Origin of the sequence: Shinella oryzae (assembly GCF_023038235.1) — a bacterium.
GTDB lineage: Bacteria > Pseudomonadota > Alphaproteobacteria > Rhizobiales > Rhizobiaceae > Shinella > Shinella sumterensis.
Window position 1 is genome coordinate 623,636 of record NZ_CP081987.1, and the last position, 16,285, is coordinate 639,920.

Sequence of the window (16,285 nt, forward strand, 5' to 3'; positions counted from 1 at the left end):
CACGACCGTTCTATTGTGGTCCGAACGAATAATGGAGTGGTAATGCGAATCCTGTTCTTGGTCGGTTCGTTGCGCATGGGCGGGGCAGAGCGCGTGGTAAGCCGGTTGGCAAATTATTGGAGCCAAAAGGGCTTTCAGATATGTGTTGCGACAGTTCGTGAAGAAGCAAGCGACTTTTATAAGCTGGAACCGCAGATTACGAGAGTAGCATTCGATCTCGGGTATTCAGTTCGCCATCGGCATCAGCGCTACATAAAATACTTCAAGACCATTTATGCTACCGGAAAGGTTATCCGGGAGTTCAAGCCTGATGTCGTCATCAGTTTCGTGACGGGCATAAATTTCCGCGCCCTCGCTGTAAAGCCGTTCTTCTCCATGCCATTTATCATTTCGGAGCGGACCAACCCGGACAAGCAGAAGATAAACGCACGGGGGGCGCGCGTTCGCCGACTGATCTACCCATTTGCGGATAAGGTCGTTTTCGTGAGCGAAGGCGTGCGGCGAGCTTATCCGTGGCTCGATGACCAAAAGAAAGCGGTCATTTACAATCCCGCTATCCGATTGCCGGCGACGGTTACCGATCGCGTTGCCGAAAAGACGATTGTGACCCTTGGTCGACTAAACCAAGTCAAGGGTCATGACATGCTGATCGACGCGTTCAACAGGATTGCAGGAACCTACTCGGATTGGCGTCTGCGCATCTATGGTGAAGGTGATTATCGTCCGGACCTTGAACGACAGATTGCGCAAAGCCCGTACGGTGACAGGATCACTCTCGAAGGCTTCACACGGACGCCGGAGACGTGTCTCAAGTCCGCTGGCATGTTCGTCCTGTCTTCAAGGCATGAGGGTTTTCCCAATGCACTTGTAGAGGCAATGAGCATGGGGTTGCCCTGCATCAGCTTCGACTGTCCCTTCGGCCCCAGCGAACTAATTGACCATGGTAAGAATGGTCTTCTTGTCGAAGCCGATAACGTGGAAAAACTTGCCGAAGCAATGGAGAATATGATCTGTCATCCGCAACAGCGTGAAGCAATGGGACGGGAAGCGACGTCGGTCAGTCGGAGGCTGAATATAGAAGCGATCGCGAGCGAATGGGAGACGCTCATTCGCTCGCTTATTGCCGAAAGATCATGACCTTTAAGCCTGTTAACGACCGTTCGACCGTCGTTGTGGTGACCAACCTCGCCAGAGGGGGCGCACAACAGATTGCCTTGGCATTTGCCCGGCATCTCGAAACGACGAATAATCTTATTGATGTCTTGCTGCTTGATCCGACACGCCAGGCTTTGAATGAAGCCAAACCATTTCGGGTGAGAGGGATACTGGGTACGATTGGCCACAAGTTGCTTTATCCAGTCTGCATATTCGCCTTGGCTCTCCGGCTTCGCCACTCGAAGCCTGCGATAGTCTTAAGCACATTGCTTGTTGCGAATGTCGTCACGTTGCTTGCCGCCCGGCTTGCATTTGGCAAGCGTATTTTATGCGTTATCAGGGAAACCACAACGATCGGAGCAAGATCAAGGCGCGGCGGCGTATTGGGTCGTGTGCTGTGTCAACTCGCCAAGTGGGTGTATCCGCTTGCGGATGCCGTAATTGCTCCTTCGGAGGGAGTCGCGCAAGATATCGTTGGAAATCTAGGCCTGCCGCGCGGGAAGGTCCATGTCCTGCTCAACCCGACCATAGACGAAGGGTTTCATGGCAGATCACTCGAAAAGGCCTCGTATCGCTTTCAGCATGAGACGGCAGGACCCCTTTATGTCGCATGCGGCCGATTAGGTCCTGAAAAGGGATACGATGTTCTCCTGCGGGCTTTTGCCGATGTTCATCATCGCGTCGCCGGTGCGCGTTTAATCATTATGGGGGAGGGAGCTCTCCTGGCCGAATTGCAGGCCTTGGCATCGATCCTCGGCATCTCCGCAGCGGTCGACTTTGCCGGCTATGTTTCCAATCCCTTGCCTATCATTCGCCAATCGAATGTATTCGTTCTTGCTAGCCGATGGGAAGGCTTGCCGAACGCGCTTATCCAGGCACTCGGTTGTGGCACGACGCCAGTAGCCACAGACTGCCCGAGCGGGCCGAAAGAGATTCTTGAAGACGGACGCTACGGCTATCTTGTTCCGGTCGACGATGTTCCGGCACTATCAACTGCGATGGTGACGGCATGGCAGTCGCCAATGCCTGCGAATGTGCTTAAAGCCCGGTCGGAGGATTTCTCAGAGCAGCGTGTGTTCGCTCAGTACGAGACTCTCATTGGAAGCTTGATGAGAGGTCGCGTATGAAATTGTGTGTGTTGATGGCGACATATAACGATGAGCGGTATCTAAAGTCTGCTTTGGACAGCATTCTCAATCAGACCTATACCGATTTCGAATTACTGGTCGTTAACGATGGCTCAACCGATCGTACGGTCGATATACTACAGCACTGCGCGGCACGCGATGCGCGAATCAGGGTTGTGAATTGTGAAGCAAATGGTGGGTTGGCGCGCGCGCTTAATATCGGTCTTGCGCAAACCCGCGCACAGTTTGTCGCGCGGATGGATGCCGACGATATTGCGTTGCCTCAGCGTCTCCAGAGGCAGATGGATTACTTGCAGGCACATCCCGAAATCGACGTTCTGGGCACTTTTTCTGAGGACATAGATGAAAGTGGGCGGCGAACGGGTCGTATCAGGCGCATGCCGGTGGGCGTTCGCAAAAACGCCGACCTTGTTTGGACCAACCCGGTCATCCACCCGACGGTTGTCTTCCGAGCGGACAAGATCAAGCAACTGGCCGGATACGATGAAACACTGCGCCGCCGGCAGGACTATGATTTATGGTTTCGGGTGGTCGCCAGCGGGATGAAAATCGAGAATTTGCCTGAGGTTCTCTTGCTGTATAGGGAAACGGCTGAGACCTTTCGCAAGAACAGCGCCACGGCCATGTGGCAGCAGGCGAAGATCGGACTTAGGGGGTGCCGCAAGATCGGCGCTGGCCCTGTCGCCTACATGGGAGTCGTCGTTCCGCTGATAACGAGCCTGTTGCCTTTGTCTTGGCGGCGAGTCGCCAAGCGCGTTTTGAGTAAAGTAGATCCGAGAGGGAGTTGAAATGTCGGTGGCAACAGGTCAGCGCGGAGAACTGGCGGTTTCGATCGTCGCTGCCATAGTTGCATTGGTTGTCGGCGTAGCGGATTTTTCCGGCTCATTCCGGCAGGTTGATGTGCTGGATTTCGGTAGTGACACCCTCATAACCATATCACGCGCGCTCGCCCAGTATGATCCTTCAATCTATGCGGGCGATTTTCTCTTTTCTTCGCCGCAAAACTATAAATTCTACAATAATGCAAGCGTGTGGTTCTTCTACCTCGTTGAGTCCCTGGGGAGCGGCAACTTCTCCACTTGGTACCGCGCACTGAATATTCTCGTGGTGGCGCTGTTCCTATTTTCTTGGTTTTTCCTTGCGTATCGGCTCTATCGCTCAAGCATTTGTGCGGCAGCGTTTACGGTGAGCTGCGCTGTCGCGATCCCGGTCTTAAGCGGGGACTACTGGGGGTTGTTCAATGAGCCTCAGGCGCGGCAAATGTTCAGCGCCGTCCTGCCTCTGATCATCCTTGCCGCCCTGGAAGCTCGTCCGCGGGTGCTGGACTGGATGGGTGTGTTCCTGCTCATGGGCATGGCCATGTGGCTTCATCCCGCGTCCGGGCCGCCGATCGCCCTTGCACTGCTCCTATCCATGATGGCGTCCCAATACGAAAAGAAGCAGCTGCCGCTCCTCGTTTTGCGCGCTGCCCTGGGTGGGATCGTCTTTCTGGCATTCGCTCTACCGAACATCTGGCAATACTATTTAGGAATCCGGGAGGCGGCGGTTGGCGCGGATCCGCAGCTCGTACGAATGGCTTGGGAACTACGTTATTCCAGCGACTACACCGATCCAGTGAACGGTGTTTTGGCCGCTGTCACGCGTGCCTTTGGCGGCTGGCGCCTCGTCCTGCCGATCTTTGCAACGATTGGGGCCTGCTTGCTTCTTCGCCGAAATGATGGCGAGATACGGCCGAAAGTCAGGATGATATTGGTCTTCACTCTGGCGATTGCATTTCTTGCTGGAGGAGTTCCTGTCATTGAGGCGGGAGTTGCCCGCGCGATGGGCCGTACCCCGATGCAAATGGATCTCGTCCGCGGTCTCCGTTATCTGGTGCCTATGCTGCTGCTCATCGCATTCTGGAGTGTCGCGCATCACGTCAGGGCGACCAAGGCGATGCAAATTTTCGTTTCCCTCGCCCTTGCTGCCGTCTGGATAGCTGCAAGCCAGCTTAGCCCCCGCTATCGCCAGAATGATAATGTGCTGGCGGGGATAAAGTGCTGGCTCAAAGCACATCCGATTTGCCCGACCACAGGCGAAACAGACTTGCAGCGTGTCCTTGCCGAACTATCTGACAGAGAGGCGTTTCCAGGCAAGGTTTTCTCACCAGAGTTTGGTTTGCAGATCCGTTCCTATGCGCGCCGGGAGCTTGCATTTGACTGGAAAGACACTGGATGGCTAGCCTATTCCAACCATAAAAAACTCACAGATAACTTGAGCAATATGGAAACCTACAAGGCCATAGCCTCGATGCCGGATGGACCGGAAAAGCAAAGGGCGTGGCTTGCTTTCGGCTCGAGCGTCGGAGCCGGCGTCGTTGTTGTCGACGCAATTGCTGGATTCTCTGACCCAGCATTTCCAACTCTGCGCAGGTTTGGCGGTCTGGCGATCTATTCAAATCCCTAGATAAAAGTGATTGCTTAGCTGGCAGGCTGCTCTTGCATGACCAGGTATCCACGGTCACGCATGCCGGAAATCAAAAGTCTGCTGCCCCATATCGAAAGATGCCCATTGTCGGAATAGACTGGCTTTCCGTCCGCGGTGAAGTTCATACAGCTTCCGTCGTTGCAGATAAAATCGAAGGGATCGGTGAAACGCGCAATGCCCGACAAGGCGGCTTTCAGTCTCTTGTTGAACTCTTCTTTCGAGGCGATGGACTGAGCTGAGCGGTCGCCGCGGCTGCAGTCGAAATCGGTTTTGAGCGGCCGCGTTGCGCAATCGACTGGCGAAACGGTCATGCCGCTCATCGGGACCGCCCCCACAACTGAGACCGGTGTTTTTGAATCCCGCCGCAGGATATCGATTTGATCCGCGACAAAGCGCGCAAATTTTTCCGGTCCCCGAGTGTCGAGTACGTCGGAAGGATTCTTGTTGCTGTAGACAGGTAGCTCCACGTGCCCCAGCCAGGATTGGTGGATGATAACTGGTGCCGGGTGTTTTTTTATCTCGTTGAAAGCGTCTCGTCTTGCCTCGGCACAAGATGCTGAGCCCCGTGCCGTGATGTACGTTTCCGAGACGAAAAGGCACGCGCTTGGAGCATATATGATGAAGTTAATCTCAGGGATCTCTACTTTGAGTCCCTCAGCAAGCGCCCGTGCATGAGAGTCTCCCAGTAGATAAATGGTCGCCTTTCCTGAGCCTGGCTGCGTCTCGCATCTCGGAATCTCACAGGAATGCCCGCCGTAATAGGCTGAATGGAATTTCTTCGGTTTGCCGATATAGCGCAATTCCCGGAGCGTGGAAGGGCTGCGCCAGGCCATTCCGTCAATGGCAGCCCAGGTAAGAGGTAGGCACGCGACGGCGAGGGTTGCGGTAACGGCAATCAGCAAGGGTCTTGTTGGGATTCTGAAGCTCGTCATCCCCCGTCTGCGGAATGGCATCTCCACAAAACGATAGCTCAGGAATGAAAGCAGAAGAATGGCGCCAGCGGCCAGCATCGTCTCTGTCGCGTTGAGATCACGCATCAAATAGTATTTGGCCATAACGATAACTGGCCAATGGACGAGATAAAGTGAGTAGCTGATCTTCCCAACGAAGACGCACAAACGGTTCGATAGAACAGAGGCCGAGGCCGCTTTTGAGCCGAAATATATGACAGCACCGGCGCCGAGGCAGGGAAGAAGCGCGGTTATGCCTGGAAATCTCGTTTCCTGCGTATATACGACTGCCGGGACGAGAATGAGAATAAGCCCCAGAAGGAAACCGCCTTCGCGAACCCGAGCGCCGTGGTGGCTTGTACCGGCAAGCACGATAAGTCCACCTAAGGCGAGTTCGCTAAAACGTGCAGGCAAAAGAAAATATGCGGCGGTGGGGTCTCTTTGGAGTATAATCTCGGCCGCGACGGTGGACGCTATAATCAGGGGCAGAAAAACAACAGGCCGAACTAGCTTGCGCCGAAATAGCCAAACCAATAGCAGCGGCCATATGAAATAAAACTGCTCCTCCACCCCAAGTGACCATGTGTGCAGTAAGGCCTTGGTATCTGCCGCTGCATCGAAGTAACCGCTTGTCTGCCAAAAGTAGATATTCGAAACCGACAAAATCGCCGAAAATGCACTCTCGGCCAGTTCCTTCAAAGCAGCCGGTGAATAGATCAGAGCGGCGATGACGCAGGTGGCGATGATTGTTGCAAGCAGTGCGGGGGCAATCCGGCGAATACGGGCGATGTAGAATTCGGTAATCGAAAAGTGCCCTTTTTCAAGGTCATGCAGGATTTTGCTGGTGATGAGGAAGCCGCTGATCACAAAGAACACGTCAACGCCGATGAAGCCTCCGGAGACTGTGGTGGAGCCGAGGTGAAAGAGGAGGACTAGGGTAACTGCGACGGCACGCAGGCCGTCGACTTCCGGGCGATATCGCATTGCATCTTGTGACAAAGTAGCGCCCTCGCTTCGCTTTCCTCGGCGAGGCCTAGCACGGCATTGTCACTTTTGGGATGCGCACCGATCCATTTTTTGTGGGAGTCGGGCTGGTTTGCACAAATAAAGAAGGACATCTCGTGATGACGTATTGAGTCGGCGCTTACCCGTGATACTCACATGCATAGTGCGCAAAGAAATCGGAATTTAAATATGCCGTCGATTGTAATCCTACTTTGCCTTTCCGTGACGATCACAGCTGCTCAAGTCATCATGAAGTTCGCGGCGCAAGCTTCCAATGAACTCGGAGGCTTCATGCATTTTCGGGTATTGTCGTTGGTGGCTGTTAGCTTTGTTATGTCGTGTCTTGGGCAACTTGTCTGGCTATACGTGCTCAAGGTCTCCACGCTGGGAAGCAGCTATCTGTTCCTATCCTTGGTTTTCGTCTTGGTACCCTTGTGCAGTATATTTTTTTTCGGAGAGCGTATGACCATGCTGCAATCCGTCGGGATATCTTTCATCCTCATTGGTATTGCCATTCAGGGATATGCTGGCCAGCGTTGAAGTGAGGCTCGGCGAGGAACGACCGAACATGACCGCAGCAGCCGCCGTTACGAATGAAAATAAACCCGCGCTCACTCTTTTTGGGCTTTTGGCAGCCTGCTTCGGATTGTTTTATGTCTTGAACGTCATCGGGAAAATCGGCGCTCCGTTGTCGCCCCAAAGCATTGTGCTATTGGTCGCAGTCGCCTTACCCGCCATTCGACTGCGAGCCAGAGACCTCCCGTCGCAATTTGTAGTGATCGCCTATGCGATCAACGGATGCTGCGTCTTTTATCTGATCGGGATGCATCGCACCTATGACCTCGGTTTACCCTCGCTCTTCAACAGTGTCTGGGTGCCTGTCTTCGTAGGGATGCTCGCATTCAGGTGGCCTGCACTTATAGCCTTCCCGGCTTTGGCCGCGCGTTGGGCTAAACTTCATACACAGTTCGAAACCGGCCTCGGCGCACCAAACAGCGCTGATTTCGTCATTATTCCGGATCTCGCCCTCTTCCTATCGATCGCCGTAAGCATCTACGCCGTCTACCGAATTTTAGAAGATCGTTTGCCCGTCACGCGTGTTCGAAAGGAGACATTCTTCAACGCCTGCATCATGATGGCATCGGGAATCCATCTCTCCAACTACTTTCATTCTGGTTGGGAAAAACTGTTCCTGCCAGATAGCACACCACTTACCTGGGTCTTGCAGAATCCGACCTACTTCCTGGCAATTCATTCGACGGATGCAGGCGCCTTGACGATCCTCGATCTCTTTCCCGATCGGGACACGCTGGTACCTTTTCTCACCTGGCTTAACATTCCCTTGAATGCGTGGGTTCTCGTTATCCAGCTATACGCTCTAGTCAGTCTGCTTTCGCTTCGCGGTAGCGCATGGCTTACGTTCCTTTATGACGTGATGCATGTCGGAATATTTGTCCTAACCGGAATTTTCTTTTGGAAGTGGATTGTTCTCAATGTAGCGTTCATCATGGCATTCCGGAAAATGCAAAAGGGTGAGCGACCAAGCGTGACTATTCGATGCCTGGGATGTGTTATCGTTCTCGTGGCTCCACTTTTATCGTTCCATATCGTCAAGTTGGCCTGGTTCGATACTGGAGGCGTAAACGATGCTTATTTCGAGGTTGCCAATCAGAAGGGCGAGATTCTGCGGGTTCCGTCGAACTTCTTCCTAAATAAGTCCATTAATGTTGCGCAACAACGAATTGCGCGACCGACAAATGGCTTCTTACCCACCGGCACCTGGGGTACCACCAGCCGGGCTTCTATCATGTTTGCCTTGCGGGACCATTGCTCTGCTGAAGCTCGGGATTGGGCGCTTTCAGACGAACAGAAAACACAGCTCGGCAAAATGGTCCGTGCGCATCAAGCGCTCGTGGTCCGTCTCGCCGATGAAAGCGGACGGGTTGCCTATGATCTCTATCCGCATCATATCTGGTCCGCTCCTTGGCTCTTTGATGATTTCGCGAAGCTTGATGTTCGTCAGATACGTTCCTATTTCTTCGTTGTCGAAAGCCGTTGTGTATCCATCGGGACGGACGGCCAAGTCATCCGCGAGCCAGTCAGGCGAGAAAGATATGAATTCAAACTTTGACTTGGGGGCACATCCTGAATGGGAAGGCAAATCGGTCGTGATCTATGACGGTGAATGCCCATTCTGTTCAAACTATGTGAAATTTCAACGTCTTCGCGAGACTTTGGGCAATGTTTTACTGCTTGATGCACGAGCGGTCCCGGGTCTCGTTCGCGAGTTTGAGGCTGCAGGAAAGCCGCTTGATGACGGCATGGTGCTGATCATGGGCGGGCGGATTTATTACGGCGCTGATTGCGTGAATCGTCTGGCTCTGTTGAGTTCGCGCCGAGGCTGGTTCAACAAGCTGAACGCGCTGATCTTCAGTTCGCCGACGGTAGCGAACGTTCTTTATCCGTTCATGAAGTTTGGCCGCGCAATGGTGCTTCGCGTGCTCGGTCGCAAGAAACTTACAGCCGCAGAAGGCGTGTCGGGCGATAGCAAGCACACGGCGTAGCGGTTACTTGGTGCCTATTACCGTCCAGCTGTAGCCGTGGCGGTGATAAAGGCGCACATCAACAAAACCAGCCTTCTCAAGCAGGGCTCTCGCTTCGGCTTCAGTGTAATACTTCGCCCAACGGGGATTCAACTGGTCAACGATGACGAGTCGAATTGCGTTTCCACCGATCGGTTTTAGAACGTTGCGCATGTAATGACGCATTGGGAGTGGAAGAAACCGGCAAAGTGCAATGTATGCCGCCAGGGGTGGATACATGATGGCTGCCAGCGCTGAATTCATCCATACGGGCAACTTGCGTGTCACCCAACGCAATGGTTCGACGACAGCCAAGTAAGCGAAATTGCCTTCGCGTCCGTAAAGCCAGACGATTGCTTTGCCGCCGGGTTTGAGCGCGCCATGCATTTTCTCAACGGTGGACGCAGGGTCTGGAATATGGTGCAGCACGCCAATAGAAAAAATGTAGTCTATATCTTTTATCTCGAACGTATGACCTGCCTCGGCCAGAATTGTTACCCGCTCTTGGAATGAGGCCAGATTCCGTTCCAAAACCGTTTTGGCCTTTGAGGGTTCAATTGCGGTGACATGACCTGCGCCCGCACTCAGCAGCATCGCACTAATCCGGCCAGTGCCCGCTCCTACTTCAGCGCAACGCTTTCCCTGCAAGTCGTTCGCGTCCAATAGAGGCCCAAGAATGTCAAGCAGCATGTCTTGGCTGGCGTAATACCCCTCATTTTCGGTGTAGGTCGTCCACTGGTTTCCAAAATCGGCGATCGTTTGCTGTGTCGCCTGCTGAAAATCTTTCGTCATCGGCTAGCGCTCCAAATGCCGACGCCACTGTGCGAAGGTCATGAGTGTCCAGAGAAGGTAAGCGCGGTTCGTTTTTCCGCTGAGATGCTCCGATACCAGCCTGCGAACGGCATTCGGGTTCAAGTACGGCGATACGTAGTCTTCGCGGACGAGCAGGTCGATGATGACCGACCTGTAGTCCGTGCGGAGGCGATGGGCCAGAGGTACGTTGAAACCAGTTTTTTGCCGCTCTGTAATAGCGGCGGGCAAGGCATAGGAGACAGCCAGATCACGCAGCACCGGTTTCGTCCGCTTGCCATTTGGCAATCGGAGGCTGCCTGCAATGTGGCTCGTGTATTTTATGAACTCGATATCCAGGAAGGGTACGCGTACTTCAAGGCCATGTGCCATGCTCATCCTGTCGACTTTCATCAACATGTCACCCGGAAGGTAGTAGCTCAGGTCAGCATCCTGGCCCCAACTGGCGGGATCAGCACTCGAACTCCTGCCCCGTCCGGTATCGATTGCCGCATAGTACGCGCGCGCTCCGTCGTCGATCACATCACGCATCTCTGACGACGCGATATCCCGGAGATCCCAAGGCATCCCATACCGTCGCCATTCCGCGTGAGCATGGGGACCCAAAGGAAGCCCATGCAGAAAGCGGCCGGCCAATTCCATTGCGGGGTAACGCATGCTGGCAGTATTGTTCTTCGCCAGTAGCTGTCGCGCCATCCATTGCGAAGGCGCCTGTGGAATAAAAGGAGCGAGGCGGGATGCCAGGCGGGTCGCTCCATAGGTTGCATAACCTCCGAAAAGTTCATCTGCTCCGTCGCCGGACAAAACCACGGTAGCGTGGGGCTTCGTTGCTGCAGAGAGCTTTTTGACGGCCAAGGCGGAACTGTCTGCCAGCTCCCCGTCCATATGCCAAACGACGGAGGAGAATGTTTCAGCCGGCTCCTCATCGTCGTGAAAAGACGCGACGACCGCTTCCGACTTGAGATGAGCGGCGACCAGGCTTGCGTCGCTGCTTTCATCGAAGTCCCCGACGTCGCTAGCAAAAATCAGCGAACGGGGACGAGGAGTCGAGCAGGCAGCATTCACCAAGCTGGAATCAATGCCGCCTGATTGCCAGACTGCCAGCGGCACGTCGGAGACGCGCTGGCGCATCACCGCGGCTTCGAATTGTGCTTTTAACTCATCCGGATCAAACGCGTGGATACTGTCGCTGAACCACCGTGGGGCGAGGGTTCCAATATTCGATATCTGGCCTGCGGGAGATATGCGTAAAACTTGGCCGGGGGCCAGGCTCGTCACGTCCTGCATCAGTGACCGACTGGGGCCGACATATCCCTGGGTGAGAAACGTGGAAAGAGATACGGTGTCGATTGCCCTGCCGAAGGCCGGAATCCCCAAGAACGCTTTGACCTCGGAGGCAAAAGCGATCGCCGAGCCTGATCGGGATTTCCAGATATAGAGGGGCTTGATACCGATCGGATCACGGGCGAGAATTGTCTCGCCGGTCTCGCGATCGTAAAGAGCAAAAGCAAAAATGCCGTTGAAGCGATCGATGTATGACGGACCGAATTGCTCCACTGCCGCTAGGAGCACTTCCGAGTCGCAACGAGACCGCATCTGAAAGTCGGATGCTTTCTGAAGATCGTGGATCAGGGCCGTCTCGTTGTACAGCTCGCCGTTGTAGACGAGCATCGAACGACCGGAATGGCTCGCCAGCGGCTGTCTGCCATTTTCCGAAAGGTCGCGAATAGAAAGGCGACGATGAGCAAGACCCACCGTATGCCCGTGTCCTTCCGTGCTCCAGATGCTCGCCTGATCTGGTCCACGGTGCGCAATGAGCTCGGACATTGCCGTAAGTTCGGACGCAATCGGTCCTCCATCAAATCGGATGAGGCCTGCGATACCGCACATGAGATCAGAGCTTTTCCGCGACAAACAGGTTATTCAGCCCGTAGCCGAAGCGCTTGTGCAGTGTAAGCTTGAGGCCCGCGCGCTCGAACAGGCTGACGACATCATTGGTATCCATGCCCATGAGCTCATCGGGATGCATCTCGCGTTCCTTGTCCTCACTGTACCACCACAAGGCGTGGCCAATCTTGCCGACGAACGAGCCTATCATGGTGGCTACAACACGCCCACCGGGTCTCAGCAAGCGAGCGGCCTCTTGAATGGCCTCGACACGTTCGGGGATGTGATTGAGGCAGGCAATATAAGAGACGGTGTCGAAGCTGGCGTCATCAAAGCTGAAGTGCGCAGCGTTCTCGATCAGCATGACGTCATCGGACCAAGCGGTGACATCCGCACCAACGCTTTCGGTTGCAGCACTGCTACGATTCTTTTCCCGGTAAAGGCGGAGCAGCATGTTGTCACCGCAACCGACGTCGAGAACACGACCGCGAAGCTCCGGAAGCACCATTCGCAGGCGTTCGGCGCGAAGCGAGGTGAAGCCGAATCGCTCGGATTGGTAGTCCGGCAGGACGACCATTCTGAGCGGTGCTCCGATCAGATCCCACAGCATCTGCGGGGGTGATTTCCGGTGTCGCAACGCCCATTCCGGCGGCGGATTTGAGTGAAAGGCATGAGCTATCTTGGCGTTCCCCGTCATGGCTCAGTTTCCCTTCTTCCAGTTGGCCAAGTAGTTCAGGCCGAATGCGGCGCAATGCTGCAGCCGCAACAGGCCGATTTGGTCTGCAATGATTGCGACGGTCATGACCAGCAGGGAAGAGATCAGCAGGAGTGCACCAAGTACCGGCAGTCCCTGCCCGTTATAAAGGATAACCAGCGCGCTGTAGGCAAGACCGGCGGCAAAAAGGGCACCGGCGAGACTGCCGAACAATCTCAGCGGTTGCAGGAGACTTGCAATCCGCAGAACCGTGACCAAAGTTCGGAAACCGTCAAACAGCTTGACCTTGCTTTGCCCAACCCTTGTTCGCAACTCGATCTGTTCGAAGGCGAAAGGTATCCGTGATTTAATGAGAAGGAAGGTACTGGTGGTGCTCGCACTGTATCCCGTAGGCAAAAGCAAAAAGAAGCGGAAATACGCTTCTCGCCGGAACACGCGCAGACCACAATTGAAATCCTTGACATAGCCAAGCCCAAGGAGGAGCGCGAACAGGCGGATAAGCATCTTTCCAATTCCTCGGGTACTGGAAACCGAGCCTCCACGTTGCCCGAGCACGGCTCCCAAGCGCTCGTCTTCCAGACGATCCACCATCCGCGCCAAATCCTCGGCCCTGTGTTCGTTGTCCCCGTCGAACCAGGCGATGAGTTCCCGCGTTGCTGCCAAGGTTCCCTGGCGAAGGGCACCGCCGTAACCTTGGTTGTAGGAGAGTTGCAAAAGTTCTGTGTCCGGATAAGCCATCGCGACCTCAGGCGTGCTATCCTTGCTGCAATCATCGACCACAAGGATTTGACAGCCGGGCACATGCTGATGCAAGTCTTCAATCACGGAAGCGATAGCGTCCTGCTCATTATGTGCCGGAATCAAAACCGATAGATTGGCATAGTCTCGTTTCAAGCTTCGATCCCTTGTGCTTGCAAAAGAGGATGATCTCGCCGCTTCGCTTGCCGGCACCGAAACGACCGGCGGGCCGAGCTGCAGGTCTGCGAATTTGGAGAACCTTTAGTGGCTTTGATGGTCTGCTGCAATACGACCAGTATCGTCACAGTTCTCGCCAAGGGTTTTGTTGCCGCCGTCACCCGAGGCCGATCAGCCAGACTGTCGGCCGCGCCTTTCTTTTCCATTCGCAACGATTTTTTCTCATGAACAGCGAGCGGTGAAATCGCGAGGGAAAAATTATCACGCCTCGGCGCTTGGAGTGGCCTGCTCAGATAAAGTAAAGGTTGTGTCCGATCTCCTATCGAGATAAAGCGACAGTCGCATTCCCTCGCTGCTGTATCAGAATTTCCGCGATCGCCTTTGAGAATTCCGTTCTACCTTTCTCGGTTAGATGCGAACGAGTGGCAAAGTAACTATCGGGATACTCGCTTGGTGTGTTTAATACATGCGAAGGATCGATTTTAAAGAGCCGAGCTATCGCCTTCTTCGCCCTTATAAAGCCGCCATCCGATTGTCCGAGAGGAACTGGAGGAATGAGTAGATACACTGTGGATCGATCTATGCCGTTGAATGCACGAAGTAGCGGCTGCTGTAGCTCCTGAAACGAGTCTGGCATATTTTGATCTATCACTGCCTTGGTGAGAGCTTTTTGGCTGGGATCGACCAGCGACCCACTTGCCGCAATCTCTCGCACAAGTTCTCTAGCGGTCGGATATCGTGCCGTGAAGGCCCCTTTCAGCCTGCCGAAATCTATCGACTCAGGGGCGATGGAGTAGCCGCACAGCGGATCGCTGGAGCACGCCCGAACCAAGTCCTTCCACCGCTTCGGAATTGCCGCTCTGGAAAGTTGCAGGGGGTGGATTACGAGTATGATTTTATCAGGGAGCTTACCACGTTCTTTGAGCAAGCTGATCGCTGCTGCATCCCCCACGGCGCCTACCGACCCAAACATGCAATATGAGGCGACTCGATCTCCGGTTATCTCCGAAATCGTCGGCGGATGGATGCCCGTAAGGCACGAACTGTCGCCGAAAAAGGCCACGTTGGTTTGCTCTCCCTGCGCTGCCCGTTTCAGTTGTTCTCTCACGATGTACGTTTCCGATGTCCACTCTCTTGGGATGGAGCTTGCCATCCATGTGGTCGCGCCACCTGCAAACAGGAGGAAGCTTCCCAGAACGATCGCCGGCTTGAAGATTCCCTGCGGCCGCCATTTGCGCACCGGATTCTCTATGAAGTGCCAAGTCGCTGCGGCTAACACCATCGTGATTGCCAGCAGTAAGAGCGCAGCCAGAACGCCCAGGCTACTTCCAGCGAAATAGAACTTCGTAATGACGTACAATGGCCAGTGCCAGAGATACGCTGAATAGGAAATAAGTCCGACAAACCTGAGAGGAAACCACTTAAGCCCTCGGCTAACGAAACTCGTGGCTTCATGGGCAGGCCAAATGATAAGCGCTGCGCCTAGACAGGGGATGATCGCCCAAAAGCCAGGATACGGATATGCAGAGGTGAAAGTCAGCACCGAAATGGCGATCAGGATGACGCCGGCGGCTCTCATTAAGGCCGACGTCTCGCGCGTCGCTATGGTGGGGGCAAGCACAAGGGCTGCCCCAAGTGAAAACTCCCACGCCCTCCCGAAGATCAGATAGAATGCCCCTCGTGGGTCAGTCTGCATCTGCAATTGGCCGTATATGAAGCTGATTAGGCCAATGAATGCAATGAGGGAAAGCAGTACGGCAGGACGCTTGCGGCATACGAGCGAAATTGCGACGAGCAGTGCCGGCCAGAGGATGTAGAACTGTTCCTCAACTGCCAAGCTCCAGAAGTGCAAAAATGGCTGCGCTTCCGTGTCAGCGGCGAAGTAATCGGAACCGGCGTTGTAATAGAGGTTGGCAAGAAACGTTGCTGCGAAGAATGCGCTTTCCCGGAATTCCACGAAATCCTGTGGCGGGTATACGCAATATCCGGTGATCAGCGTTGCGCCTACAACGACAAACATCGCGGGCAAAATCCGTTTTGCCCGCCGGGTATAGAAATCGATAAAGGAAAATCTGCCGGCACTGATAGATTCCAGAATTATGCGGGAAATCAGAAACCCGGAGATGACAAAGAAAACATCAACACCGATGAAACCTCCCGTTAGGAAGGGCACCTCGAAGTGATATAGAATAACGGACAGGACGGCGATGGCCCGCAGACCGTCGATCTCATCGAAATAAGTGCTGCTGCTTCCTAAACCCTGCCGCAAAAGCATCTTTCCCACCGCCCCTCGTTGCAGATGCCGCATCCGATATAGAGAGATGGATATCAGATCTACAGGGCAGGTACGAGGTCGTCATCAGTTTTAGCGGACAAAAGAGAAAAACGGCGTGTGTTGCAGAATTTACATGTTGGCAATCTTCAGCCAGCCGCATCGATGTCGTTGGAGGCGTAGCCTGAGCAACGAGTTTTTACCTGCAATACACGTATCAAGATAGGTTTGGGGGATAAGGGGGAGGCGCTTGATTTCAATTAAGCCACCGGTGTTGGTTATATGTTCGAAATTGCCCGGGAAGTCGAGAAAACCGTGGGCGGAGGGTTGAACTAGGACGATGAATCACAGACCTGCTTATCTGGCGTGGTTAGAGCAGT

The 16,285-nt window shown here is 54.3% G+C and carries 13 protein-coding genes; 7 read left to right on the forward strand and 6 right to left on the reverse strand.

The features are described 5' to 3' along the window. Positions 1-42: 42 nt before the first annotated feature. The 4 genes from K6301_RS03070 to K6301_RS03085 are packed head-to-tail and all read left to right on the forward strand — an operon-like array spanning position 43 to position 4,748. Positions 43-1,137, forward strand: coding sequence for a glycosyltransferase family 4 protein (locus tag K6301_RS03070; RefSeq protein WP_247219220.1), 1,095 nt, complete (start codon positions 43-45; stop codon positions 1,135-1,137). Then, positions 1,134-2,282: a glycosyltransferase gene (locus tag K6301_RS03075; RefSeq protein WP_247219221.1), complete on the forward strand. Its 1,149-nt coding sequence runs from the start codon at positions 1,134-1,136 to the stop codon at positions 2,280-2,282. Before K6301_RS03070 ends, K6301_RS03075 begins: the two co-directional genes overlap by 4 nt. Next, positions 2,279-3,091: a glycosyltransferase gene (locus K6301_RS03080; RefSeq protein WP_247219222.1), complete on the forward strand. Its 813-nt coding sequence runs from the start codon at positions 2,279-2,281 to the stop codon at positions 3,089-3,091. Before K6301_RS03075 ends, K6301_RS03080 begins: the two co-directional genes overlap by 4 nt. Before the next feature lies 1 nt (position 3,092). Further along, positions 3,093-4,748, forward strand: coding sequence for a hypothetical protein (locus K6301_RS03085; protein ID WP_247219223.1), 1,656 nt, complete (start codon positions 3,093-3,095; stop codon positions 4,746-4,748). Between the two features lie 14 nt (positions 4,749-4,762). Here K6301_RS03085 and K6301_RS03090 read toward each other — a convergent pair whose 3' ends face one another. Next, positions 4,763-6,703, reverse strand: a complete 1,941-nt coding sequence (locus K6301_RS03090) for an acyltransferase family protein (RefSeq protein ID WP_247219224.1) — start codon at positions 6,701-6,703, stop codon at positions 4,763-4,765. 210 nt (positions 6,704-6,913) lie between these two features. Between K6301_RS03090 and K6301_RS03095 the strand changes: the two genes are divergently transcribed. Genes K6301_RS03095 through K6301_RS03105 form a run of 3 tightly spaced genes read left to right on the forward strand, consistent with a single transcriptional unit; the run spans position 6,914 to position 9,288 of the window. Beyond that, positions 6,914-7,264: a DMT family transporter gene (locus tag K6301_RS03095; RefSeq protein ID WP_247219225.1), complete on the forward strand. Its 351-nt coding sequence runs from the start codon at positions 6,914-6,916 to the stop codon at positions 7,262-7,264. Positions 7,265-7,292: 28 nt separating this feature from the next. Beyond that, positions 7,293-8,855 carry a hypothetical protein gene (locus tag K6301_RS03100; RefSeq protein ID WP_247219227.1) on the forward strand — a complete coding sequence of 521 codons (1,563 nt, stop codon included), beginning with the start codon at positions 7,293-7,295 and terminating at the stop codon, positions 8,853-8,855. Further along, positions 8,839-9,288, forward strand: coding sequence for a thiol-disulfide oxidoreductase DCC family protein (locus K6301_RS03105; RefSeq protein ID WP_247219229.1), 450 nt, complete (start codon positions 8,839-8,841; stop codon positions 9,286-9,288). Before K6301_RS03100 ends, K6301_RS03105 begins: the two co-directional genes overlap by 17 nt. Before the next feature lie 3 nt (positions 9,289-9,291). Here K6301_RS03105 and K6301_RS03110 read toward each other — a convergent pair whose 3' ends face one another. The 5 genes from K6301_RS03110 to K6301_RS03130 form a co-directional block, all read right to left on the reverse strand. Then, positions 9,292-10,098: a class I SAM-dependent methyltransferase gene (locus tag K6301_RS03110; RefSeq protein ID WP_247219230.1), complete on the reverse strand. Its 807-nt coding sequence runs from the start codon at positions 10,096-10,098 to the stop codon at positions 9,292-9,294. A gap of 3 nt (positions 10,099-10,101) precedes the next feature. Next, complete coding sequence (gene asnB / locus K6301_RS03115; protein WP_281505882.1) at positions 10,102-12,006, reverse strand: asparagine synthase (glutamine-hydrolyzing); 1,905 nt, start codon at positions 12,004-12,006, stop codon at positions 10,102-10,104. 4 nt (positions 12,007-12,010) lie between these two features. After that, positions 12,011-12,700 (reverse strand): class I SAM-dependent methyltransferase, encoded by a 690-nt coding sequence (locus K6301_RS03120; RefSeq protein WP_247219232.1) that lies wholly within the window; start codon positions 12,698-12,700, stop codon positions 12,011-12,013. Positions 12,701-12,703: 3 nt separating this feature from the next. Beyond that, entirely contained in the window at positions 12,704-13,612 is a 909-nt protein-coding gene (locus K6301_RS03125) for a glycosyltransferase family 2 protein (RefSeq protein ID WP_247219233.1), read from the reverse strand. 340 nt (positions 13,613-13,952) lie between these two features. Then, positions 13,953-15,908: an acyltransferase family protein gene (locus K6301_RS03130; RefSeq protein WP_247220468.1), complete on the reverse strand. Its 1,956-nt coding sequence runs from the start codon at positions 15,906-15,908 to the stop codon at positions 13,953-13,955. Positions 15,909-16,285 lie beyond the last annotated feature (377 nt).

Excerpts from the sequence above, each read along its gene's own strand:
- K6301_RS03070 (WP_247219220.1), top strand. The coding sequence starts at position 43 with ATGCGAATCCTGTTCTTGGTCGGTTCGTTGCGCATGGGCGGGGCAGAG.
- K6301_RS03075 (WP_247219221.1), top strand. The coding sequence starts at position 1,134 with ATGACCTTTAAGCCTGTTAACGACCGTTCGACCGTCGTTGTGGTGACC.
- K6301_RS03080 (WP_247219222.1), top strand. The coding sequence starts at position 2,279 with ATGAAATTGTGTGTGTTGATGGCGACATATAACGATGAGCGGTATCTA.
- K6301_RS03085 (WP_247219223.1), top strand. The coding sequence starts at position 3,093 with ATGTCGGTGGCAACAGGTCAGCGCGGAGAACTGGCGGTTTCGATCGTC.
- K6301_RS03090 (WP_247219224.1), bottom strand. The coding sequence starts at position 6,703 with ATGCGATATCGCCCGGAAGTCGACGGCCTGCGTGCCGTCGCAGTTACC.
- K6301_RS03095 (WP_247219225.1), top strand. The coding sequence starts at position 6,914 with ATGCCGTCGATTGTAATCCTACTTTGCCTTTCCGTGACGATCACAGCT.
- K6301_RS03100 (WP_247219227.1), top strand. The coding sequence starts at position 7,293 with ATGACCGCAGCAGCCGCCGTTACGAATGAAAATAAACCCGCGCTCACT.
- K6301_RS03105 (WP_247219229.1), top strand. The coding sequence starts at position 8,839 with ATGAATTCAAACTTTGACTTGGGGGCACATCCTGAATGGGAAGGCAAA.
- K6301_RS03110 (WP_247219230.1), bottom strand. The coding sequence starts at position 10,098 with ATGACGAAAGATTTTCAGCAGGCGACACAGCAAACGATCGCCGATTTT.
- asnB (WP_281505882.1), bottom strand. The coding sequence starts at position 12,006 with ATGTGCGGTATCGCAGGCCTCATCCGATTTGATGGAGGACCGATTGCG.
- K6301_RS03120 (WP_247219232.1), bottom strand. The coding sequence starts at position 12,700 with ATGACGGGGAACGCCAAGATAGCTCATGCCTTTCACTCAAATCCGCCG.
- K6301_RS03130 (WP_247220468.1), bottom strand. The coding sequence starts at position 15,908 with ATGCTTTTGCGGCAGGGTTTAGGAAGCAGCAGCACTTATTTCGATGAG.